Origin of the sequence: Siccibacter colletis, from assembly GCF_000696575.1 — a bacterium.
Classification (GTDB): Bacteria; Pseudomonadota; Gammaproteobacteria; order Enterobacterales; family Enterobacteriaceae; genus Siccibacter; species Siccibacter colletis.
In genome coordinates, this window is the sequence record NZ_JMSQ01000012.1 from 1 (window position 1) to 20779 (window position 20779).

The 20779-nt window shown below is 55.4% G+C and carries 20 protein-coding genes and 1 rRNA gene; 13 read left to right on the forward strand and 8 right to left on the reverse strand.

Annotation, left to right across the window (positions count from 1 at the left end):
• Window positions 1-39: 39 nt before the first annotated feature.
• A 5S ribosomal RNA gene (gene rrf, locus ET34_RS0114365) occupies window positions 40-155 on the forward strand.
• A 132-nt stretch (window positions 156-287) separates the two neighbouring features.
• Here rrf and mobB read toward each other — a convergent pair.
• A complete protein-coding gene (gene mobB, locus ET34_RS0114370; protein ID WP_031523180.1) occupies window positions 288-800 on the reverse strand; it encodes a molybdopterin-guanine dinucleotide biosynthesis protein MobB in 513 nt (170 codons plus the stop codon).
• Window positions 797-1321 (reverse strand): molybdenum cofactor guanylyltransferase MobA, encoded by a 525-nt coding sequence (gene mobA / locus ET34_RS0114375; RefSeq protein WP_236633875.1) that lies wholly within the window; start codon window positions 1319-1321, stop codon window positions 797-799. The genes mobB and mobA overlap by 4 nt, the downstream gene beginning before the upstream one ends.
• Before the next feature lie 125 nt (window positions 1322-1446).
• Between mobA and ET34_RS0114380 the strand changes: the two genes are divergently transcribed.
• From ET34_RS0114380 to dsbA, 3 genes are all read left to right on the forward strand, one after another.
• A complete protein-coding gene (locus ET34_RS0114380) occupies window positions 1447-1716 on the forward strand; it encodes a YihD family protein (protein ID WP_031523183.1) in 270 nt (89 codons plus the stop codon).
• Window positions 1717-1792: 76 nt separating this feature from the next.
• Window positions 1793-2779 (forward strand): serine/threonine protein kinase, encoded by a 987-nt coding sequence (locus ET34_RS0114385; protein ID WP_031523185.1) that lies wholly within the window; start codon window positions 1793-1795, stop codon window positions 2777-2779.
• Between the two features lie 27 nt (window positions 2780-2806).
• Complete coding sequence (gene dsbA, locus ET34_RS0114390; protein ID WP_031523187.1) at window positions 2807-3430, forward strand: thiol:disulfide interchange protein DsbA; 624 nt, start codon at window positions 2807-2809, stop codon at window positions 3428-3430.
• A gap of 13 nt (window positions 3431-3443) precedes the next feature.
• On the opposite strand, the gene ET34_RS0114395 is transcribed toward dsbA, so the two are convergent.
• Window positions 3444-4352 (reverse strand): acyltransferase, encoded by a 909-nt coding sequence (locus ET34_RS0114395; RefSeq protein WP_031523189.1) that lies wholly within the window; start codon window positions 4350-4352, stop codon window positions 3444-3446.
• 418 nt (window positions 4353-4770) lie between these two features.
• On the opposite strand from ET34_RS0114395, the gene polA reads away from it, so the two are divergent.
• A complete protein-coding gene (gene polA / locus ET34_RS0114400; RefSeq protein WP_031523191.1) occupies window positions 4771-7557 on the forward strand; it encodes a DNA polymerase I in 2787 nt (928 codons plus the stop codon).
• A gap of 166 nt (window positions 7558-7723) precedes the next feature.
• Window positions 7724-7771 carry a small protein SpfP gene (gene spfP / locus ET34_RS23245; protein WP_071892919.1) on the forward strand — a complete coding sequence of 16 codons (48 nt, stop codon included), beginning with the start codon at window positions 7724-7726 and terminating at the stop codon, window positions 7769-7771.
• A gap of 94 nt (window positions 7772-7865) precedes the next feature.
• On the opposite strand, the gene yihA is transcribed toward spfP, so the two are convergent.
• The gene (yihA, locus tag ET34_RS0114405; protein ID WP_031523193.1) at window positions 7866-8501 is read right to left on the reverse strand and encodes a ribosome biogenesis GTP-binding protein YihA/YsxC; all 636 of its coding nucleotides are present in this window, start codon (window positions 8499-8501) and stop codon (window positions 7866-7868) included.
• 586 nt (window positions 8502-9087) lie between these two features.
• On the opposite strand from yihA, the gene yihI reads away from it, so the two are divergent.
• Complete coding sequence (gene yihI / locus ET34_RS0114415; RefSeq protein ID WP_031523197.1) at window positions 9088-9600, forward strand: Der GTPase-activating protein YihI; 513 nt, start codon at window positions 9088-9090, stop codon at window positions 9598-9600.
• Window positions 9601-9787: 187 nt separating this feature from the next.
• On the forward strand, window positions 9788-11161 hold the full coding sequence (hemN, locus tag ET34_RS0114420) for an oxygen-independent coproporphyrinogen III oxidase (RefSeq protein WP_031523198.1): 1374 nt from the start codon (window positions 9788-9790) through the stop codon (window positions 11159-11161).
• Between the two features lie 38 nt (window positions 11162-11199).
• On the opposite strand, the gene ET34_RS22575 is transcribed toward hemN, so the two are convergent.
• The 4 genes from ET34_RS22575 to glnA all read right to left on the reverse strand — a co-directional run bounded on the left by ET34_RS22575 (window position 11200) and on the right by glnA (window position 15547).
• Window positions 11200-11322, reverse strand: coding sequence for a YshB family small membrane protein (locus ET34_RS22575; RefSeq protein ID WP_152548398.1), 123 nt, complete (start codon window positions 11320-11322; stop codon window positions 11200-11202).
• A gap of 107 nt (window positions 11323-11429) precedes the next feature.
• Window positions 11430-12839, reverse strand: coding sequence for a nitrogen regulation protein NR(I) (gene glnG / locus ET34_RS0114430; protein ID WP_031523199.1), 1410 nt, complete (start codon window positions 12837-12839; stop codon window positions 11430-11432).
• An 8-nt stretch (window positions 12840-12847) separates the two neighbouring features.
• On the reverse strand, window positions 12848-13897 hold the full coding sequence (gene glnL, locus ET34_RS0114435) for a nitrogen regulation protein NR(II) (RefSeq protein ID WP_031523200.1): 1050 nt from the start codon (window positions 13895-13897) through the stop codon (window positions 12848-12850).
• Between the two features lie 240 nt (window positions 13898-14137).
• Window positions 14138-15547, reverse strand: a complete 1410-nt coding sequence (gene glnA / locus ET34_RS0114440; protein WP_031523201.1) for a glutamate--ammonia ligase — start codon at window positions 15545-15547, stop codon at window positions 14138-14140.
• A gap of 380 nt (window positions 15548-15927) precedes the next feature.
• On the opposite strand from glnA, the gene typA reads away from it, so the two are divergent.
• The 5 genes from typA to fabY all read left to right on the forward strand — a co-directional run bounded on the left by typA (window position 15928) and on the right by fabY (window position 20776).
• The gene (typA, locus tag ET34_RS0114445; RefSeq protein WP_031523202.1) at window positions 15928-17751 is read left to right on the forward strand and encodes a ribosome-dependent GTPase TypA; all 1824 of its coding nucleotides are present in this window, start codon (window positions 15928-15930) and stop codon (window positions 17749-17751) included.
• Between the two features lie 142 nt (window positions 17752-17893).
• On the forward strand, window positions 17894-18490 hold the full coding sequence (gene yihX, locus ET34_RS0114450; protein WP_031523203.1) for a glucose-1-phosphatase: 597 nt from the start codon (window positions 17894-17896) through the stop codon (window positions 18488-18490).
• Window positions 18487-19356 carry a virulence factor BrkB family protein gene (locus ET34_RS0114455; RefSeq protein ID WP_031523204.1) on the forward strand — a complete coding sequence of 290 codons (870 nt, stop codon included), beginning with the start codon at window positions 18487-18489 and terminating at the stop codon, window positions 19354-19356. The genes yihX and ET34_RS0114455 overlap by 4 nt, the downstream gene beginning before the upstream one ends.
• Window positions 19353-19790 (forward strand): D-aminoacyl-tRNA deacylase, encoded by a 438-nt coding sequence (dtd, locus tag ET34_RS0114460; RefSeq protein ID WP_031523206.1) that lies wholly within the window; start codon window positions 19353-19355, stop codon window positions 19788-19790. The genes ET34_RS0114455 and dtd overlap by 4 nt, the downstream gene beginning before the upstream one ends.
• A gap of 44 nt (window positions 19791-19834) precedes the next feature.
• Window positions 19835-20776 (forward strand): fatty acid biosynthesis protein FabY, encoded by a 942-nt coding sequence (fabY, locus tag ET34_RS0114465; protein WP_031523207.1) that lies wholly within the window; start codon window positions 19835-19837, stop codon window positions 20774-20776.
• The last annotated feature ends 3 nt before the right edge of the window (window positions 20777-20779 follow it).

The window sequence follows — 20779 nt, forward strand, 5'->3', positions numbered from 1 at the left end:
AAAGCTTATGGCCGCGAGGCGGTAAGCGAACAGAATTTGCCTGGCGGCTGTAGCGCGGTGGTCCCACCTGACCCCATGCCGAACTCAGAAGTGAAACGCCGTAGCGCCGATGGTAGTGTGGGGTCTCCCCATGCGAGAGTAGGGAACTGCCAGGCATCAAATTAAAGAACCCTCAGCGAAAGCTGAGGGTTTTTTGCTTTTGTATTTCTGAAAACGTCCCGGCAGGTCGTCTGCAAGTACTTTTCAGGCCTGTCACCCAGGCACCGCCGTAACCGGCAATTAAACGATCAGACCTTTTGCTTCTCGAACCATGCCATCACGAAACGTACTACCTCTTCAGGCTGGTTGAGATCGATCACCGGCACGTTAACTTCAAGCGGTACATCGCTGGCAACCGCCAGTACAAATTCATCTATTTCTAACGCTGATTCGCTATAACCAGCTGCCTGGCGAAAAAGCAGGATTTTGGGAATGGGCTCATGCTTGAAACCTTCAACCAGAACAACATCCAGCGTTGATGCGTCCATTCGGTTTACCAGAAAACGCAGATCCAGCACCTGCTCATCAGGAGTTTCAGTCATCAATGCCCATCGTTTTTGGCTGGCGACAAGCGTTTGCGCCGCTCCGGCTTTACGCAGCAGATAACTGTCTTTGCCCGGCGTATCAATGTCCATGTCATGATGCGTGTGTTTAATCAACCCCGGGCGTACTCCACGCTCACATAAAAGCGATATGACCTGCTGCAGGAGCGTCGTTTTTCCGGTGCCGCTCCAGGCGGAAAATGCCAGAAGGGGGATCATTTTCCCTCCCAGCGATTGAGATCGTCAGGCGTGTTAACGTTGGCGAATGCAGCGGCATTTGCAGGGAAAAGGACGCTATGTCCGCCATTCTGGCGTAAAAATGCCATTACGCGTCGCTCACCCTGTTCTAAATATACTGATAGCTCCGCCGCCAGAGAATGATGCACTAAAGCGATTGCCGGGTGGTCACGTTCACCATCGTTAACCCACACCGCAGGCGCTGCGTTACGATCAGCTTCAAGCCGTACCGCCAGGTCGTCGGGAATAAATGGCGTATCACAGGGGCAAAAAAGATACCACTCACTGTCAGACGTCTGCATTACTGCCAGCATTCCAGCCAGCGGCCCCTGAAAAACTGTCAGCGCATCGGTAATCACCGGATAACCAGCGGCACGGTACTGCTCAAGATGGCGATTAGCACTGACAAGAATCGCATCGGTTTGCATCACAAGCCGCCCGGCTACATGCTGCCACAGCGGTTTGCCACGTAACATAATCAGCCCTTTATCTTCTCCTCCCATGCGGCTCGATTGCCCGCCAGCCAGCACCACGCCAGTGAGATAGGTTTTTGCCAACGAAATATCTCCTCTTTTATTGTGGGTATGAGCCTGATAACGTGTCTTTATCACGTCAAAGGAGCACCACTATGAAATGCAAACGCCTGAACGAGGTTATCGAACTGCTTCAGCCCGCCTGGCAAAAAGAGCCCGATCTGAACCTGATGCAATTCTTACAGAAACTTGCGACAGAGTCAGGTTATACCGGCGAGCTTGCCGATCTCACCGACGACATCCTTATTTATCAGCTGAAAATGCGCGACAGCGCCAAAGATGCTGTCATACCGGGCATTCAAAAGGATTATGAAGAGGATTTCAAAACGGCATTGCTGCGCGCGCGTGGGGTAATTAAAGAGTAAAACCTTGTAAGAGAAACGCCCGCTGCTTTCCGGAAATGATATTCTCAGACATTCGCTGTAATTTCCGGAACACGGGATGACTGACACTGCTTTTACTTTCCAGACCTTAAACCCGGATACCATTCTCGACGCGCTATTTGAGCAGGGGATCAGAGTGGACTCCGGGCTTACGCCGCTTAACAGTTTCGAGAACCGCGTTTATCAGTTTCAGGATGAAGACAGACGCCGCTACGTGGTGAAGTTTTATCGTCCTCAGCGCTGGAATGCCGAACAGCTCGCCGAAGAACATCAGTTTGCTCATGAACTAGAGATCGATGAAATTCCGCTTGCTGCGCCGCTGCGCTTCGCAAACCGGAGCGTACTTACCCATCAGGGCTATTATTTTGCCGTATTCCCAAGCCTCGGTGGGCGCCAGTATGAAGCCGATAACCTCGATCAGATGGAGTGGGTCGGACGTTATCTGGGCCGGATTCATCAGACCGGTCGCCGGTCGCGCTTTCAACATCGTCCCGATATTGGTATCAAAGAGTACCTTCTGGAGCCGCGCCAGCTGTTTGAACAGAGCGCTCTCGTTCCCGCTGCCCTGAAAGATGATTTCCTGAAAACAACCGACGCGCTTATCGATGAAGTTATGGGCCAGTGGCATAGCCGCTTTACCATGCTGCGCCTGCACGGCGACTGTCATCCCGGTAATATTCTCTGGCGCGACGGCCCGCTGTTTGTCGATCTGGACGATGCGCGCAACGGCCCGGCAGTACAGGACCTGTGGATGCTGCTTAACGGCGATAAAGCCGAACAGCGGATGCAGCTTGAAACTATTATCGAAGCCTATGAAGAGTTTTGCCCATTCAATCCTGAGGAGCTTGCTCTGATTGAGCCTTTACGCGCGATGCGGTTAGTCTATTATCTGGCGTGGATTATTCGGCGCTGGGACGATCCTGCTTTCCCCAGAAACTTCCCCTGGCTTACCGGAGAAGATTACTGGCGCCGGCAGACGGCAACTTTTGCTGAGCAAATCAACGTGCTCCGCGAACCACCTTTACAACTAACGCCAATGTATTAATCACCCATCTTCAGGAGAGAGTTATTTATGAAAAAGATTTGGCTGGCGCTGGCAGGTATGATTCTGGCATTCAGCGCTTCCGCGGCGCAGATCACGGACGGTAAACAGTACATTACGCTGGATAAGCCGGTTAATGGCGAGCCGCAGGTGCTGGAGTTCTTCTCTTTCTACTGCCCGCACTGCTACGAGTTCGAGCAGGTGCTGCACGTATCTGACAGCGTGAAGAAAAAGCTGCCAGAAGGCACCAAAATGACGAAATACCACGTTGAGTTCCTGGGCCCGCTGGGTAAAGAGCTGACGCAGGCATGGGCAGTCGCGATGGCGTTGGGTGTGGAAGATAAAATCACCACGCCAATGTTCAATGGCATCCAGAAAACCCAGACCGTGCAGACCGTGGCGGATATCCGCAAAGTGTTCATCGATGCTGGCGTGAAGCCGGAAGAGTATGACGCCGCGTGGAACAGCTTTGTGGTGAAATCTCTGGTCGCACAGCAGGAAAAAGCCGCTGCCGACCTGCAGCTTCAGGGTGTACCGGCGATGTACGTCAACGGGAAATACCAGATTAACCCGCAGGGCATGGACACCAGTAATATGGACGCGTTTATCATGCAGTACGCTGATACCGTTAAACAGCTGGTTGAGAAAAAATAATAATAAAAGCCGGTCAATGACCGGCTTTTTTGTATTCCGTTTTTATCTTTTCCAGCTGCATGTCTTTTTCATGCCATAACCTGTTCAGCCAGCACTGAAAGTTATGCTTAAAAGACGCATCGTTTTGATAATCGCCCCGCAATGTTTCATCCACCGGAATTAACTGTATGCGGACCACCACCCGCGTAAGCCTGCCGCACAACATATCGAGAAAGGGTGTGGCATCGTTTTGCGGATAGCAGAGCGTTACGTTTACCAGTTTATCAAATTGTAACCCCAGCACGCTTAATGCCATGGCAATTCCTGCCGCTTTAGGTGGAAGCAGATGACGCCAGGGGGAGCGCAGCCGTACATGCTTTTCCGGGGTGAAGCGTGTACCCTCCACGAAATTAACAATCGTGGTGGGACGACTACGGAATTTCTCACATGATCGACGGGCGGTTTCAATATCCTGCGCGCGACGTTCAGGATGCGTTGAAAGGTAACTTCTTGAATATGTGCGCATAAAAGGCATATCCAGCGCCCAACAGGCTAGCCCAATAAAAGGGACCCAGGCCAGCTGCTGCTTCAGGAAATATTTATTCATCGGTAAATGATTGCGGAACAACACGCAAAGCACAACGATATCCGCCCAGCTGTGGTGGTTAGCGGTCAGCAAATACCAGTTATTTCTGTTTAGCTCATCCAGTCCCTGAACATCCCATTTCAGACGTGGATTAAGATGAAGTAATACCGCCAGCCCTTCACACCAGCAATACATCATGGCATCGCAGAAGCGGGAAATGCGTTCTGAGACTGGTTTCAACGGAAGCAGTAATTTAACGATACCGGCCAGAATAATGGGCAGGGCGCAGAGCACCGTGACAAGAATGGCCAGCATAATACTTACTAGCAGGGTAATCGCAGCGCGAAGTCGTAACATATTCAAATGATCGGATGAAAGGAACATGGCGTTCACTAAAAATTGGGAGCGCGGATTTTAACAGAAGATGAAAAACAACGTGGTAGCCGAAGATAACCTTTACGCTGTGATTAACGTTCGCCAAAAAAGTAAGCTTTATTCTGAATATAATTTATATCCACAAAAATAATGGCGCGATATGAAACCATTAGCAAAGTCATTTATCGCATAAGCTACTGATTTAAAAATGGAATTTTATTATTTCTTCCGATAATAACGCTGTATTATTAAAGGCTTATGATTTTGTGCACAAAGTTATCCACAGGGTTGTTCTGCGAGGCGGCACCCTGAACGGCAATTCTTTGGGCGTAAAAGTTCATGTTTGACTACGGTCTATGGCATCCTTTAGGCCATATATTGATAAACAGGCATGGACACTATGGTTCAGATCCCACAAAACCCCCTTATCCTCGTTGATGGTTCCTCTTATCTTTACCGGGCCTACCACGCCTTTCCGCCGCTGACTAACAGCACCGGCGAGCCGACAGGGGCAATGTACGGTGTGCTGAACATGCTGCGCAGCCTGATCATGCAGTACCAGCCGACTCATGCGGCGGTCGTGTTTGATGCCAAGGGTAAAACCTTCCGCGACGAGCTGTTTGAACACTACAAATCTCACCGTCCCCCGATGCCGGACGACCTGCGCGCGCAGATCGAACCGCTGCATGAGATGGTCAAAGCCATGGGCCTGCCGCTGCTGGCGGTATCCGGCGTCGAGGCCGATGACGTCATCGGTACGCTGGCGCGTGAAGCGGAAAAAGCAGGGCGTCCGGTGCTCATCAGTACCGGCGATAAAGATATGGCGCAGCTGGTTACGCCAGGTATCACCCTCATTAATACCATGACTAATACCATTCTCGGCCCGGAAGAGGTGGTAGCGAAATATGGCGTACCGCCTGAGCTGATCATCGACTTCCTTGCCCTGATGGGTGACTCCTCAGATAACATCCCTGGCGTGCCGGGCGTGGGCGAGAAAACGGCCCAGGCGCTGCTGCAGGGTCTTGGCGGCCTGGATACCCTCTACGGCGAACCCGAGAAGATCGCGACCCTCAGCTTCCGCGGTGCCAAAACGATGGCGACCAAACTGGCCGACAATAAAGACGTGGCGTATCTCTCGTATCAGCTCGCGACCATCAAAACCGATGTTGAACTGGAGCTGAGCGCCGAGCAGCTGGAAGTGCAGCAGCCGGCGGCCGGGGCGCTGATGGAGATGTTCAGGCGCTACGAGTTCAAACGCTGGACTGCTGACGTTGAAGCGGGCAAGTGGCTGCAGGCAAAAGGCGCTAAACCCGCCGCGAAGCCACAAGAGACCATCGTGATTGATGAAGAGCCGGACGAACCGGCCGTGGCGCTCTCCCAGGAAAACTATGTCACCATTCTGGATGAAGAGACGCTGCAGGCCTGGATTGCGCGCCTGAAAAAAGCGCCGCTGTTCGCTTTCGATACGGAAACCGACAGTCTGGATAATCACTCCGCTAATCTGGTGGGCGTTTCCTTTGCTATCGAACCGGGTGATGCGGCGTACCTGCCGGTCGCTCATGACTACCTGGACGCGCCGGATCATGTTTCCCGCGAGCGCGCCCTTGAGCTGTTGAAGCCGCTGCTTGAAGATGAAAATGCACTTAAGGTCGGCCAGAATCTGAAATACGACCGCGGCGTGTTGCAGAACTACGGTATCGAACTGCGCGGTATCGCCTTCGACACCATGCTGGAGTCGTACATTCTTAACAGCGTCTCCGGGCGCCACGATATGGACTCCATGGCGGAGCGCCTGCTGAAGCACAAAACCATCACCTTTGAAGAGATTGCCGGCAAGGGCAAAAACCAGCTGACGTTTAACCAGATTGCCCTTGAGCAGGCCGGGCCTTATGCCGCCGAAGACGCGGACGTCACGCTGCAGCTGCACCTTAAAATGTGGCCGAAGCTGCAAAAAGAGGCGGGTCCACGCGCGGTATTTGAAAAAATCGAAATGCCGCTGGTGCCGGTGCTGTCACGCATCGAGCGCAACGGCGTTAAAATCGACCCGGCGGTGCTGCATAAGCACTCTGAAGAGATCACGCTGCGTCTGGCCGAGCTTGAGCAGAAGGCGCATGAGATTGCCGGCGAACCGTTCAACCTCTCCTCGACCAAGCAGCTGCAAACCATTCTGTTTGAAAAGCAGGGCATCAAGCCGCTGAAGAAAACGCCGGGTGGCGCGCCGTCCACTTCTGAAGAGGTGCTTGAGGAGCTGGCGCTGGACTATCCGCTGCCGAAAGTCATCCTGCAATATCGCGGGCTGGCGAAGCTGAAATCGACCTATACCGATAAGCTTCCGCTGATGATTAACCCGAAAACCGGCCGGGTACACACCTCTTATCACCAGGCGGTCACGGCGACCGGGCGTCTGTCGTCCACCGATCCGAACCTGCAGAACATTCCGGTGCGTAACGACGAAGGACGACGCATTCGTCAGGCGTTTATTGCGCCGCAGGATTACGTCATCGTTTCAGCGGACTACTCGCAAATTGAGCTGCGCATTATGGCGCATCTGTCGCGCGATAAAGGCCTGCTGGATGCCTTCTCGCAGGGGCTGGATATTCACCGCGCCACCGCAGCGGAAGTGTTCGGCATGTCGCTTGAACAGGTCACCGGCGAACAGCGTCGCAGCGCCAAAGCCATTAACTTCGGTCTGATCTACGGCATGAGCGCTTTTGGGTTGTCGCGCCAGTTGAATATCTCCCGTAAAGAGTCGCAGAAGTATATGGATCTCTACTTTGAGCGCTACCCGGGCGTGCTGGAGTACATGGAGCGCACCCGTAAACAGGCGAAAGAGCAGGGTTATGTTGAAACGCTGGACGGGCGTCGTCTCTACCTGCCGGATATTAACTCCAGCAACGCGGCGCGCCGCGCCGGTGCGGAACGTGCGGCAATCAACGCCCCGATGCAGGGGACGGCGGCGGATATTATCAAGCGCGCTATGATCGACGTTGATAAGTGGCTGGAGAGCGAAAAGCCGCGCGTGCAGCTTATTATGCAAGTACACGATGAACTGGTGTTCGAAGTGCATAAAGACGACGTAGAAACAGTATCCAGAAAGATTCATGAACTGATGGAAAACACCATGAAGCTGGACGTGCCGTTGCTGGTGGAAGTAGGCAGCGGTGAAAACTGGGATCGGGCGCACTAAGGGTGCGTCTTACCCTGTCGCTATTCTGTAACTTAGCAACATAACTAATAGCTTTTTGTGATAATCATTAGAAATTGCTATGTAAAGAGTGAAAAAAAACTACAAAAAGTGCTTTGTGTGACCCAGAAAAAGCGGTAGAGTTATTCGCGTAGGGTACAGAGGTAAGATGTTCTATCTTTCAGACCTTTTACTTCACGTAATCGGATTTGGCTGAATATTTTAGCCGCCCCAGTCAGTACTGACTGGGGCGTTTTTTATTGGGCGTAGCCCGGTAAAATGACGCGAGGAGCCTGTCCACGCGTCTTCGCTTATTCGCCGGAATCAGTGTCTTCAGTCACCGGCGGCAGATCGTTAAACCAGCTATCCAGTTTAGCCCGCAGCTTATCCACGCCCTGTTTTTTCAGTGACGAAAATGCTTCAACCTGCACGTCTCCCTGGAAGGCAAGTACCGCTTCGCGCACCATGTTCAGCTGCGCTTTGCGCGCCCCGCTGGCAAGCTTATCGGCTTTGGTCAGCAGAACCAGCACCGCAATTTCACTGGCTACCGCCCACTCAATCATCTGCTGATCGAGATCTTTCAGCGGATGACGAATATCCATCAATACCACCAGGCCTTGCAGACATTGCCGTTTTTCCAGGTATTCACCCAGCGCGCGCTGCCATTTGATTTTCATCTCTTCCGGCACCTGGGCGAAGCCGTAGCCCGGAAGATCGACCAGACGCTTACCGTCAGCCACTTCAAACAGGTTGATAAGCTGGGTGCGTCCCGGCGTTTTACTGGTACGCGCCAGGCCTTTTTGATTGGTCAGGGTATTCAGGGCGCTTGATTTGCCGGCGTTGGAGCGCCCGGCGAAGGCCACTTCAATACCGGTATCGGAGGGAAGGTGGCGAATGTCCGGCGCACTGGTGACAAAGTGCGTCTGTTGGTAATTCCAGGTAGTCAAAACGGTTCTCTCCGTCTGGGGATAAGCATTCCGGCGATTATACCTGAAGCCACAGAAAAGACCGTGGCTGATTGCAGGCGCGGTTCCGTCATTCCCCCGCTTTGCTGTGAGACATTGCCCCGTTGTTAGCGGCGATATTTGAGACAAATCTCATGTCTGGTTATGAATTTTTTATCTAAATAACATCCGTTTAGCGATAAAGAACTGTCCTAATTTGCCGTAAAAACCCAGCGGCAGGGTTGTTAGTTTCGTCAGTAACGGTAAAGTTGTTCTCACAGAGCGGGGATGCTCATAAAGGACAGGTTCAGGACGAGCAGGCAGGAAACGTCACGGAGACGAAGCGCGGAAAAGCCAGGATGGCAAACGTCGGAGACGTCAGCAAACGGAAAAGGAACCTGACAGGGAACGTTGGCAGCATACGGAAAGACAAGGTTTGTCGACAGCACACAAGGATGAACGCGCCCTTCGCGGGTGCAAGGTCAGTAAAAAAGGCGACAGTTTATTCTGTCGCCTTTTTTCTTTTCTTGCTTTCTGCTAGATTCCGCCGCAATTCTATACTTTATAAAACAGCCGAAGACGACCTTCTATGAAACAACCATCCCCAGCGCGTGGCAAAGCCCCGGCGAAAGCGCGTCGTAAAACACGCGAAGAAATCAATCAGGAAGCGCGTGACCGTAAGCGTGAGAAGAAGCATCGTGGCCATGCCGCCGGTAGTCGTGCTGCAGGCGGTACCGAGCAGCAGAAGAAAGGCGGTCGCGGCGCGCAGGGTCAGGATCCCCGTATCGGCAGCAAGAAACCCATTCAACTGGGCGTGACCGAGGCGCCTGTCAAAAAGCAGCAGCAACCGAAGAGTGAGAAAAAAATGTTATCACCGCAGGCTGAACTGGAAATGCTGGAAAATGACGACCGTCTGGATGGGCTGCTTGAGCGCCTGGAAGAGGGTGAAACCCTGAGCGCGGAAGAGCAAACCTGGGTTGATGAGAAGCTGGACCGTATCGATGCCCTGATGCAGCAGCTGGGTCTGTCGTATGACGATGACGAAGAAGAGCCAGAAGAGCGCGAAGACGATCTGATGCGCCTGCTGAAAGGCGGAAACTAACGGTTTCCCCTATGGGCCTGACCGTTCTGCTCATTGTTTTACCAATAGTATGTTACCTGGTGTGGTTATTCGGTAAACTACAGCGGCTGTCGCGGCAAAAGCATTGGTTGCGCAGCCGGCTCCTTACGCGTGGTGCGGCAAGACCGGCACGCCGTACCCGTCCGCGGCATCATCGGAAGGAGTAAGCATGTCTGAGCAGTTGATCGACTGGGATCTGGCCCTGATCCAGAAGTATAACTATTCCGGGCCGCGTTATACCTCGTACCCCACCGCACTTGAGTTTTCTGAACAGTTTGGCGAAGCCGATTTCCGCCAGGCGGTGGCCCGTTATCCTGAACGCCCGCTTTCGCTGTACGTTCATATTCCGTTCTGCCACAAGCTCTGCTACTTCTGCGGCTGCAACAAGATTGTCACCCGCCAGCAGCACAAGGCCGACCAGTACCTTGATGCGCTGGAGCAGGAGATTCTTCATCGCGCGCCGCTGTTTACCGGGCGTCACGTCAGCCAGTTGCACTGGGGCGGCGGCACCCCGACTTACCTGAACAAGGCGCAAATCAGCCGCCTGATGGCGCTGCTGCGCGGTAATTTCAACTTTAACGCCGATGCTGAAATCTCTATCGAAGTTGACCCGCGCGAAATCGAGCTGGACGTGCTGGACCATCTGCGCAGCGAAGGTTTCAACCGCCTGAGTATGGGGGTGCAGGACTTCAACAAAGAGGTGCAGCGCCTCGTCAACCGCGAGCAGGATGAAGACTTCATCTTCGCGCTGCTGCGTCGCGCGCGCGATATCGGCTTTACCTCGACCAATATCGATTTAATCTACGGTCTGCCGAAACAGACGCCGGAAAGCTTTGCCTTTACGCTGCAGCGCGTGGCGGAGCTTAATCCGGATCGCCTGAGCGTGTTTAACTACGCGCACCTGCCGACGCTGTTTGCCGCCCAACGTAAAATCAAAGACGCCGATCTGCCGTCCGCGCAGCAGAAGCTCGATATTCTTCAGCAGACCATCACCTCGCTTACCGCCTCCGGCTATCAGTTTATCGGTATGGACCATTTCGCCCGTCCTGATAACGAACTGGCGATTGCCCAGCGCGAAGGGGTGCTGCACCGTAATTTCCAGGGTTACACCACCCAGGGCGACACCGATCTGCTGGGAATGGGCGTCTCGGCCATCAGCATGCTGGGTGACTGCTACGCCCAGAACCAGAAAGAGCTCAAGCGCTACTATCAGCAGGTCGACGAACAGGGTAACGCTCTGTGGCGCGGGCTGGCCCTGACCCGCGACGACTGTATCCGTCGGGACGTGATTAAATCGCTGATCTGTAACTTCCGCCTGACTTATGCGGAGATTGAACGCGAATGGGATATCCGCGTGGCGGACTATTTTGCGGAAGATTTACAGCTGCTGGCCCCGCTGGCAAAAGACGGGCTGGTGGACGTGAACGAGGCGGAGATAGTGGTAACGCCAAAAGGGCGCTTGCTGATCCGCAATATCTGCATGTGCTTTGACGTTTATCTGCGTCAGAAAGCGCGCTTGCAGCAGTTCTCGCGGGTGATCTAAGCGGGAAAGCAGGAGAGGGAAGCCCTCTCCTGCTGCGGTTAACTCAAAAAGTTAACCAGCGCCGCGCACAGAATCGCGGCGATTGCCGTCTGCGGCGTGTGGCTTGCGGCAGCGCCAACTTCAGCGCTGCTGGATGCCATATGTAATAGTGATTCCAGCATACAACCCTCAAAAACCCTTCCCGTGAACGCGCCCGATCATACGCAACTTGCTGCCGCAGTAAAGTACAAAATAGCAGCAGTTTTTGGCGTTAATTCCCGACGCTGGATCACTCCATGCCTAACTCTTTGAGCTTACGGGTTAAGGTGTTGCGACCCCATCCCAACAGCCGTGCCGCTTCCTGTTTATGGCCCTGGGTATGACGCAGCGCCGTGGTCAGCAGGGTGCGCTCCATTTCGGGCTGCGCCTCGGAGAGCAGATTCTGATGGCCGGAGCGCAACGCGCGATCCGCCCACTGGGCAAGCAGCGTCGCCCAGCTGTCCGGCAGCGTCTGCGACGGGTTATCCGGCACCGAGGTTTCAAACAGTTCCGGCGGCAGATCCTGAATCAGCACTTCCTGACCCGCCGCCATCACTGTCAGCCAGCGGCAGGTGTTTTCCAGCTGGCGCACGTTGCCCGGCCAGGCGAGACGCGTCAGCGCCGCTTCGGTTTCGGGATGCAGCAGCTTCGCCTCTACGCCCAGCTCTTTTGCCGCGATCTGCAGGAAGTGACGGGCGAGGCGCGGAATGTCTTCCCGACGCTCGCGCAGTGGCGGCAGGTGAACACGTATCACGTTCAGGCGGTGGAACAGATCCTCACGGAATTTCCCCTCCTGCACGCGCAGTTCAAGGTTCTGGTGCGTCGCGGCGATGATGCGCACATCGACTTTCACCGGCGCATAGCCGCCGACGCGGTAGAACTGCCCGTCGGCCAGCACGCGCAGCAGACGCGTCTGCACATCCAGCGGCATATCGCCGATCTCATCCAGAAACAGCGTCCCGCCGTCGGCCTGCTCGAAGCGACCCTGGCGGATCTGGTTCGCGCCGGTAAACGCGCCTTTCTCGTGGCCGAACAGCTCGGACTCAATCAAATCTTTGGGGATCGCCGCCATGTTCAGCGCGATGAACGGGGCTTTCACCCGCGGGCTGTGGCGATGCAGCGCATGGGCCACCAGCTCTTTACCGGTACCGGACTCGCCGTTAATCAGCACGCTGATGGACGAGCGCGACAGACGGCCGATAATACGAAACACATCCTGCATCGCCGGCGCTTCGCCGATGATATCGGTGGTCGGGCCGAACACCTGCACGTTGCGCGGCTGCTGCTGCTCCTGATAGTGGCTGATCGCCCGCTCCACCAGCGCCACCGCTTCGTCGATATCGAAAGGTTTTGGCAGATAGTCGAACGCGCCCTGCTGATAAGCGCTCACCGCGGCGTCGAGGTCAGAGTGCGCCGTCATGATGATCACCGGCAGCATCGGGTGGCGCTGCTTAATCTGTTTTAACAGCGCTAAACCGTCCATGCCCGGCATACGAATATCCGACAGCAGCACGTCCGGGGTTTTGGTGGTCAGCGCGTTCAGCACCTCATTACCGCTTTCAAAGGTGGTGCAACTTAAACCGGCGCCGGTCAGTGCGCGTTCCAGCACCCAGCGAATGGAGCTATCGTCATCGACGATCCAGACTATCCCTCGTTGCATAAAGACCTCTATTTACGAATGGGCAGGTAGAGCGAAAACTCGGTATGACCCGGCCAGCTGTTAAATTCGATTTTTCCGGAATGCTGGTCAATCAGGCTGCGGGCAATGGACAGCCCCAGCCCGGTGCCGCCTTCGCGGCCGCTGACCATCGGATAAAAGAGCGTGTCCTGCAGATGCGCGGGAATGCCCGGCCCGTTATCTTCCACATCAATTCGCGCGGCGAGCCGGTAGCGGGTGCCGTGCAGCGTGAGCTGAAACGCAGTGCGGGTGCGCAGCACGATTTCACCCCCCGCCGGGCCCAGCGCCTGTAAGGCATTGCGCACGATGTTGAGCAGCACCTGCTCAATCTGATCGGGATCGTGCGCGAACTCCGGCAGGCTCGGGTCGTAGTCGCGCACCAGGGTGATGTTCTCCGGCAGCTCCATCGACACCAGCTTCACGACCCGCTCTGCGACTTTGTGAATGCTCTCGGTGACGTGCATGCCCGGCTGTTGCGGCCCCAGCAGCCTGTCCACCAGATTACGCAGGCGGTCGGCCTGCTCAATAATTACGTTGGTGTACTCCGTCAGCGACGGATCGGGCAGGGCGCGGGTCAGCAGCTGCGCGGCACCGCGCAATCCGCCGAGCGGGTTTTTAATCTCGTGGGCGAGGCCGCGCACCAGATCGCGCGCCGCCACCTGCTGCGCATGCTGAAGCTGCTCCTGGCTGAGGCGACGCTGATTATCCATCGGCGCCATCTCCAGCAGGATGAAGCCGTCCGGCAGGCGCTGCGCGGTCAGGGAGAGAATATGGGAACGCCCGTCGATGACCAGCGTGACCTCATTATCCGTAAAGCCCTGGCCGGCGTTGAGGCTCTCCTGCATCAGATGAATATTGAGCGAGAAGTAGCTCAGAAGCTCCGGCAGCGGCGTGCCGAAAAGTTTGCGTGAACTCTGCGCCAGCAGCTGTTGCGCTGCCGGGTTGGCGTAATGCACCGCCAGGTCATCATCGACCAGCAGGATGCTGTTAATTAACGCATTGAGGATCTGCCCGGCATCGGGTAGCGCGCCTGTTGCCATCCAGCAGTCTCCCAGGGTTTGCACCAATTTAGTGCATTATAGGCAATCGGTTCAGTAAGGCTATGTTATTTGTCCCCAGCGCGTGCGATGACAAACAATAACGCCTTACTGAATCATCCTTTGGTATCCGTTCGTTGCGGAGAAAAAAGCCCATCCGAAGATGGGCCAAAAGTTTCCACGGCAACAAAAAATCTTTCGCGTTGTTATTCGCAGCGGCGATGAACGCGCGCTGCGGGCAACTTACACGCTGTAGTACAGTTCAAACTCAACCGGGTGCGGCGTCATGCGCACGCGGTCGTTCTCTTCGATACGCAGCGCGATATAAGCATCGATAGCGTCGTCGGTGAACACGCCACCGGCGGTCAGGAACTCGCGGTCCTGATCCAGGGCGTTGAGGGCTTCTTCCAGCGAGCCAGCAACCTGTGGGATCTCTTTCGCTTCTTCCGGCGGCAGGTCATACAGGTTTTTGTCCATCGCTTCGCCCGGATGGATTTTGTTCTTGATACCGTCAAGGCCGGCCATCAGCAGTGCCGCGAAGCACAGGTACGGGTTAGCCGCCGGGTCCGGGAAGCGCACTTCGATACGACGTGCTTTCGGAGAGGCAACGACCGGAATACGGATAGAAGCGGAACGGTTACGGGCTGAGTACGCCAGCATAACCGGTGCTTCGTAACCCGGAACCAGACGCTTGTAGGAGTTGGTGGTCGGGTTCGCCAGGGCGTTGATGGCTTTCGCGTGTTTGATCACGCCGCCGATGTAGAACAGCGCCTGCTCGGACAGACCGGCATATTTGTCACCAGAGAACAGGTTAGTACCGTTCTTTGACAGGGACATGTGGCAGTGCATACCGGAGCCGTTATCGCCAAACATCGGTTTCGGCATGAAGGTCGCGGTTTTACCGAAGCGGTGCGCGACGTTGTGAACCACATATTTGTAGATCTGAATTTCGTCCGCTTTCTTGGTCATGGTGTTGAAGCGGGTCGCCACTTCGTTCTGACCGGCGGTAGCTACTTCGTGGTGGTGCGCTTCAACCACCAGGCCCATCTCTTCCATCACCATACACATGGTGGAGCGGATGTCCTGAGAGGAATCAACCGGCGGAACCGGGAAGTAACCGCCTTTCACGCCCGGACGGTGGCCTTTGTTGCCGCCTTCGTATTTGGTCCCGGAGTTCCATGCGCCTTCGATATCGTCGATAGCCACGTGAGAACCGGAAATGGAGCTGCCGAAACGGATGTCGTCGAACAGGAAGAATTCCGGCTCTGGCCCGAACAGCACGGTATCAGCGATACCGGTAGAGCGCAGGTACTCTTCAGCGCGTTTCGCGATGGAGCGCGGATCGCGGTCGTAGCCCTGCATGGTGCCCGGCTCAAGGATGTCGCAGCGGATGATAAGTGTAGGTTCTTCGTAGAACGGGTCAATGACAGCGGTAGAAGCGTCAGGCATCAGCACCATGTCGGATTCGTTGATACCTTTCCAGCCACCAATCGAGGAGCCATCAAACATTTTGCCTTCTTCGAAGAAGTCAGCATTAACCTGATGGGAAGGGATCGTGACGTGCTGCTCTTTACCTTTAGTATCGGTGAAGCGTAAATCGACAAACTTCACTTCATGTTCATTCAGCATCGTCAAAACGTGTTCAGCGGACATACTTGCACTCTCCCGGATTTTGTCATTGTCGTCGTGGTAACGAGGTTTTCAAACACTGTATCAAAGTGGCGTTCTCGCTCTGATGTAGATAAAGCGAAAAGTGTGCCAACTTTCAAATTACCTTAAAAAGGCGCTATCATGCGCACCATAGTGCAAACGAGCTGCACCACCGTGGACAGATTGCACCAATATAGTGCCTTTGTGTAAAAAATGGGCACTGCATTGGTGCAATTTGCGTTAGTGGGCGCACGTTTGCTGCGTGAAAAGGATCACAAAGCCCTCCTGCAATACTTGTTTGCGAAGGATCTTTGTGATCTTGTTCAGTCCTGCGATTAATCCGTGTACAATAACGCGCTATTTCTAATGCCTGAGGCAAAGTTGTGATCGAAAATCTGCGTAACATCGCCATCATCGCGCACGTCGACCATGGGAAAACGACCCTGGTTGATAAGCTGCTCCAACAGTCTGGTACGTTCAGCGAACGTGCGGAAACCACCGAGCGTGTGATGGACTCCAACGATTTGGAGAAAGAGCGTGGGATTACCATCCTCGCTAAGAACACCGCTATCAAATGGAATGATTTCCGTATCAACATCGTTGATACCCCCGGCCACGCCGACTTCGGTGGCGAAGTTGAACGTGTAATGTCCATGGTTGACTCAGTACTGCTGGTCGTTGACGCAATGGATGGCCCTATGCCGCAGACGCGCTTCGTGACCAAAAAGGCGTTTGCCCACGGTCTGAAGCCAATTGTTGTTATCAACAAAGTTGACCGTCCTGGCGCGCGTCCTGACTGGGTTGTTGACCAGGTCTTCGACCTGTTCGTTAACCTCGACGCGACCGACGAGCAGCTGGACTTCCCGATCGTTTACGCTTCTGCGCTGAACGGCATCGCGGGTCTGGACCACACTGACATGGCGGACGACATGACCCCGCTGTATCAGGCTATCGTCGACCACGTACCGTCGCCGAACGTTGACCTGGACGGCCCGCTGCAGATGCAGATCTCTCAGCTGGACTACAACAACTACCTGGGCGTGATCGGCATCGGCCGCATCAAGCGCGGTAAAGTTAAGCCGAACCAGCAGGTTACTGTCATCGACAGCGAAGGCAAAACCCGTAACGGTAAAGTCGGTAAAGTACTGGGCCACCTCGGTCTGGAGCGTATCGACAGCGAACTCGCGGAAGCGGGCGACATCATCGCGATCACCGGTCTGGGCGAGCTGAACATCTCCGACACCATCTGCGATCCGCAGAACGTCGAAGCGCTGCCGGCGCTGTCCGTTGATGAACCGACCGTAACCATGTTCTTCAACGTCAACACCTCTCCGTTCTGTGGTAAAGAAGGTAAGTACGTGACTTCACGTCAGATCCTCGACCGCCTGAACAAAGAGCTGGTGCACAACGTTGCGCTGCGCGTTGAAGAAACCGAAGACGCTGACGCGTTCCGCGTATCCGGTCGTGGTGAGCTTCACCTCTCCGTACTGATCGAAAACATGCGTCGTGAAGGTTTCGAGCTGGCGGTTTCCCGTCCGAAAGTTATCTTCCGTGAATTCGAAGGCCGCAAGCAGGAGCCGTTCGAGAACGTGACCCTGGATATCGAAGAGCAGCATCAGGGCTCTGTGATGCAGGCGATGGGTGAGCGTAAAGGCGACATGAAAAACATGGATCCGGATGGCAAAGGCCGCGTACGTCTCGACTACGTGATCCCAAGCCGTGGCCTGATCGGCTTCCGTAACGAATTCATGACCATGACCTCCGGTACCGGTCTGCTGTACTCCACCTTCAGCCACTACGACGACGTGCGTCCGGGCGAAGTGGGTCAGCGTCAGAACGGCGTGCTGATCTCCAACGGTCAGGGTAAAGCGGTTGCGTTTGCGCTGTTCGGCCTGCAGGACCGCGGTAAGCTGTTCCTCGGTCACGGTGCTGAAGTTTACGAAGGCCAGATCATCGGTATTCACAGCCGTTCTAACGACCTGACCGTAAACTGCCTGACCGGTAAGAAGCTGACCAACATGCGTGCTTCCGGTACTGACGAAGCCACCACCCTGGTTCCGCCGATCAAAATGACGCTGGAGCAGGCGCTGGAGTTTATCGATGACGACGAACTGGTAGAAGTTACCCCGGTTTCCGTACGTATCCGTAAACGTCACCTGACGGAAAACGACCGTAAGCGTGCCAGCCGTGGCCCGCGTGAAGGCTAATTAACGGTAATCACCGTATCGAAGCCCCGGCTGAAAAGCCGGGGCTTTTTTTATGCATTTTTATAGCCTCGCCGTTCGCCTCATAGTCAAAGTTTCGCTTTACCGCTACAGTTAACTCTCCATGGCCCAAAAGGAGAGAGTCATGCTCTATATCTTTGATTTAGGTAATGTCATTGTCGATATCGACTTTAACCGCGTGCTTGGCGTATGGAGCGATTACAGCCGCGTGCCGCTCGCTACCCTGCAGCAAAATTTCACGATGGACGAACCCTTCCACCAGCACGAACGCGGTGAGATCAGCGATGAGGTGTTCGCCCAGCAGCTGTGCGCGCAGATGTCGCTGCCGCTGAGCTTCGAGCAGTTCAGCGCTGGCTGGCAGGCGGTTTTTGTCGGTATTCGCCACGAGGTTATCGATATCATGCAGAAACTGCGCGCGGCAGGACATCGCGTCGTGGTGCTCTCCAACACCAACCGGCTACACACCACGTTGTGGCCGGAACAGTATCCGCAAGTGCGCGCCGCGGCGGATGCGATTTATCTCTCGCAGGAGATGGGCCTGCGCAAACCGGATGCTGCAATCTATCAGCGGGTACTGGAAGCAGAGAACGTCTCCGCCGCCGAGGCGGTGTTCTTCGACGATAACGCCGCCAATGTGGAAGGCGCGCGCCAGGTGGGTATTGAAGCAATCCTGGTGAAAGACAAAACGACGGTACCTGACTACTTCGCGGCCAACGCATGATCAATAAGCTTCAGCAAAAAGCGACGCACCACACCAGGCCGCTGGTGGCCTGGCTGAAACTGCTGTGGAAGCGCATCGACGAAGACAACATGACGACGCTGGCCGGGAATCTGGCCTACGTCTCGCTGCTGTCACTGGTGCCGTTCGTGGCGGTGATATTTGCCCTCTTTGCTGCCTTCCCGATGTTTTCGGACGTCAGCATGCAGCTGCGCCACTTTGTCTTTGCTAACTTTATTCCGGCCACCGGCGATATCATTCAGCGCTACATCGAGCAGTTCGTCGCCAACTCCAGCAAGATGACCGCGGTGGGCGCCTGCGGGCTGATTGTCACCGCATTGTTGCTGATGTACGCCATCGACAGCGCGCTAAATACCATCTGGCGCAGCCAGCGCACGCGTCCGAAAGTTTACTCCTTTGCGGTGTACTGGATGATCCTCACCCTCGGCCCGCTGCTGGCCGGGGCAAGTCTGGCTATCAGCTCTTATCTGCTCTCCCTGCGCTGGGCGACCGGCTTCAACAGCATGATTGACGACGTGCTGCGCCTTTTTCCGCTGCTATTGTCGTGGATCTCCTTCTGGCTGCTCTACAGCGTGGTGCCTACGGTGCGGGTGCCCAATCGCGATGCGGTGATCGGGGCGCTGGTGGCGGCGCTGCTGTTTGAACTCGGCAAGAAAGGCTTTGCGCTCTACATCACCATGTTCCCCTCCTACCAGCTGATTTACGGCGTGCTGGCCGTGATCCCCATCCTGTTTCTCTGGGTCTACTGGACCTGGTGCATCGTCTTGCTTGGGGCAGAGATAACTGTCACTCTCGGCGAGTATCGAAAACTAAAACAGGCCGCAGCAGAGAAAGAAGACCAGCCATGATTGCATTGATTCAACGCGTCTCCCGGGCGAGCGTCGCCGTGGGAAATGAAGTCACGGGTGAAATTGGGCCGGGACTTTTGGTGTTATTGGGTGTCGAAAAAGAGGATGACGAAACGAAAGCGGATCGCCTGTGCGAGCGCGTGCTGGGCTATCGCATCTTCAGCGATGAGGCGGGCAAGATGAACCTCAACGTGCAGCAGGCCGGCGGCAGCGTACTGGTGGTGTCGCAGTTTACCCTTGCCGCCGACACCGGTCGCGGCATGCGCCCCAGCTTTTCACGCGGTGCGGCACCGGATCGCGCCGAAGCGCTGTACGACTATTTCGTTACGCGCTGCCGTGCGCAGGGCGTTACCGCCGAAAGCGGCCGCTTCGCCGCTGATATGCAAGTTTCCCTGGTCAATGACGGCCCGGTGACGTTCTGGCTGCAGGTATGAGCCTGGCCGCTACCGGGCTGCGGGTCACAAGAGAGAGTACAAGTATGTATCACCTTCGCGTACCGCAAACAGAAGAAGAACTTGAGAGCTACTACCAGTTTCGCTGGGAGATGCTGCGCAAGCCGCTGCATCAGCCGAAAGGCTCAGAGCGCGACGGCTGGGACGCGCTGGCTCATCACCAGATGGTGGTGGACGAAGAGGGCAACACCGTTGCCGCAGGGCGTCTCTACATCAACGCCGACAATGAGGCGTCGATCCGTTTTATCGCGGTGCATCCCACGGTGCAGGACAAAGGTCTGGGCACCCTGGTGGTGATGACGCTGGAGTCGGTGGCGCGTCAGGAGGGAGTGAAGCGCATTACCTGTAGCGCCCGCGAAGATGCGGTGGAATTTTTTGCCCGCCTCGGCTTTATGAACGAAGGGGAGATCACCACCCCGCAAACCACGCCGCTGCGCCACTTTCTGATGATCAAACCGGTCGCCAGCCTCGACGACATTTTGCACCGCGCCGACTGGTGTGGGCAGCTGCAGCAGGCCTGGTATCAGCACATTCCGCTGAGTGAAAAGATGGGCGTGCGCATTCTGCAGTATACCGGGCAGAAATTTATCACCACTATGCCGGAAGCCGGGAATCAGAACCCGCACCATACGCTGTTTGCCGGCAGTCTGTTCTCACTGGCAACGCTTACCGGCTGGGGGCTTATCTGGCTGATGCTGCGCGAACGTCACCTGGGCGGCACCATCATCCTGGCGGATGCGCATATTCGCTATCACAGTCCGATCAGTGGCAAACCGGGGGCGATAGCCGATCTCGGCTCGCTGAGCGGCGATCTCGACCGCCTCGCGCGCGGGCGTAAAGCCCGGGTGCAATTACAGGTGGAGCTGTTTGGGGACGACACCCTCGGTGCCGTCTTTGAAGGGATCTATATCGTTCTGCCCGCTAAACCCTTCGGGCCGCTGGAAGAGGGCGGCAACGAAGAGGAGTAGTAC

Coding starts and splice junctions, on each gene's coding strand:
- ET34_RS0114395 (WP_031523189.1), bottom strand. CDS start 4,352: ATGTTACGACTTCGCGCTGCGATTACCCTGCTAGTAAGTATTATGCTG.
- glnL (WP_031523200.1), bottom strand. CDS start 13,897: ATGGCAACAGGCGCGCTACCCGATGCCGGGCAGATCCTCAATGCGTTA.
- dtd (WP_031523206.1), top strand. CDS start 19,353: ATGATTGCATTGATTCAACGCGTCTCCCGGGCGAGCGTCGCCGTGGGA.
- fabY (WP_031523207.1), top strand. CDS start 19,835: ATGTATCACCTTCGCGTACCGCAAACAGAAGAAGAACTTGAGAGCTAC.
- yihI (WP_031523197.1), top strand. CDS start 9,088: ATGAAACAACCATCCCCAGCGCGTGGCAAAGCCCCGGCGAAAGCGCGT.
- ET34_RS22575 (WP_152548398.1), bottom strand. CDS start 11,322: ATGCTGGAATCACTATTACATATGGCATCCAGCAGCGCTGAAGTTGGC.
- yihX (WP_031523203.1), top strand. CDS start 17,894: ATGCTCTATATCTTTGATTTAGGTAATGTCATTGTCGATATCGACTTT.
- mobA (WP_236633875.1), bottom strand. CDS start 1,321: ATGGGAGGAGAAGATAAAGGGCTGATTATGTTACGTGGCAAACCGCTG.
- hemN (WP_031523198.1), top strand. CDS start 9,788: ATGTCTGAGCAGTTGATCGACTGGGATCTGGCCCTGATCCAGAAGTAT.
- polA (WP_031523191.1), top strand. CDS start 4,771: ATGGTTCAGATCCCACAAAACCCCCTTATCCTCGTTGATGGTTCCTCT.
- ET34_RS0114455 (WP_031523204.1), top strand. CDS start 18,487: ATGATCAATAAGCTTCAGCAAAAAGCGACGCACCACACCAGGCCGCTG.
- glnG (WP_031523199.1), bottom strand. CDS start 12,839: ATGCAACGAGGGATAGTCTGGATCGTCGATGACGATAGCTCCATTCGC.
- dsbA (WP_031523187.1), top strand. CDS start 2,807: ATGAAAAAGATTTGGCTGGCGCTGGCAGGTATGATTCTGGCATTCAGC.
- ET34_RS0114380 (WP_031523183.1), top strand. CDS start 1,447: ATGAAATGCAAACGCCTGAACGAGGTTATCGAACTGCTTCAGCCCGCC.
- mobB (WP_031523180.1), bottom strand. CDS start 800: ATGATCCCCCTTCTGGCATTTTCCGCCTGGAGCGGCACCGGAAAAACG.
- glnA (WP_031523201.1), bottom strand. CDS start 15,547: ATGTCCGCTGAACACGTTTTGACGATGCTGAATGAACATGAAGTGAAG.
- ET34_RS0114385 (WP_031523185.1), top strand. CDS start 1,793: ATGACTGACACTGCTTTTACTTTCCAGACCTTAAACCCGGATACCATT.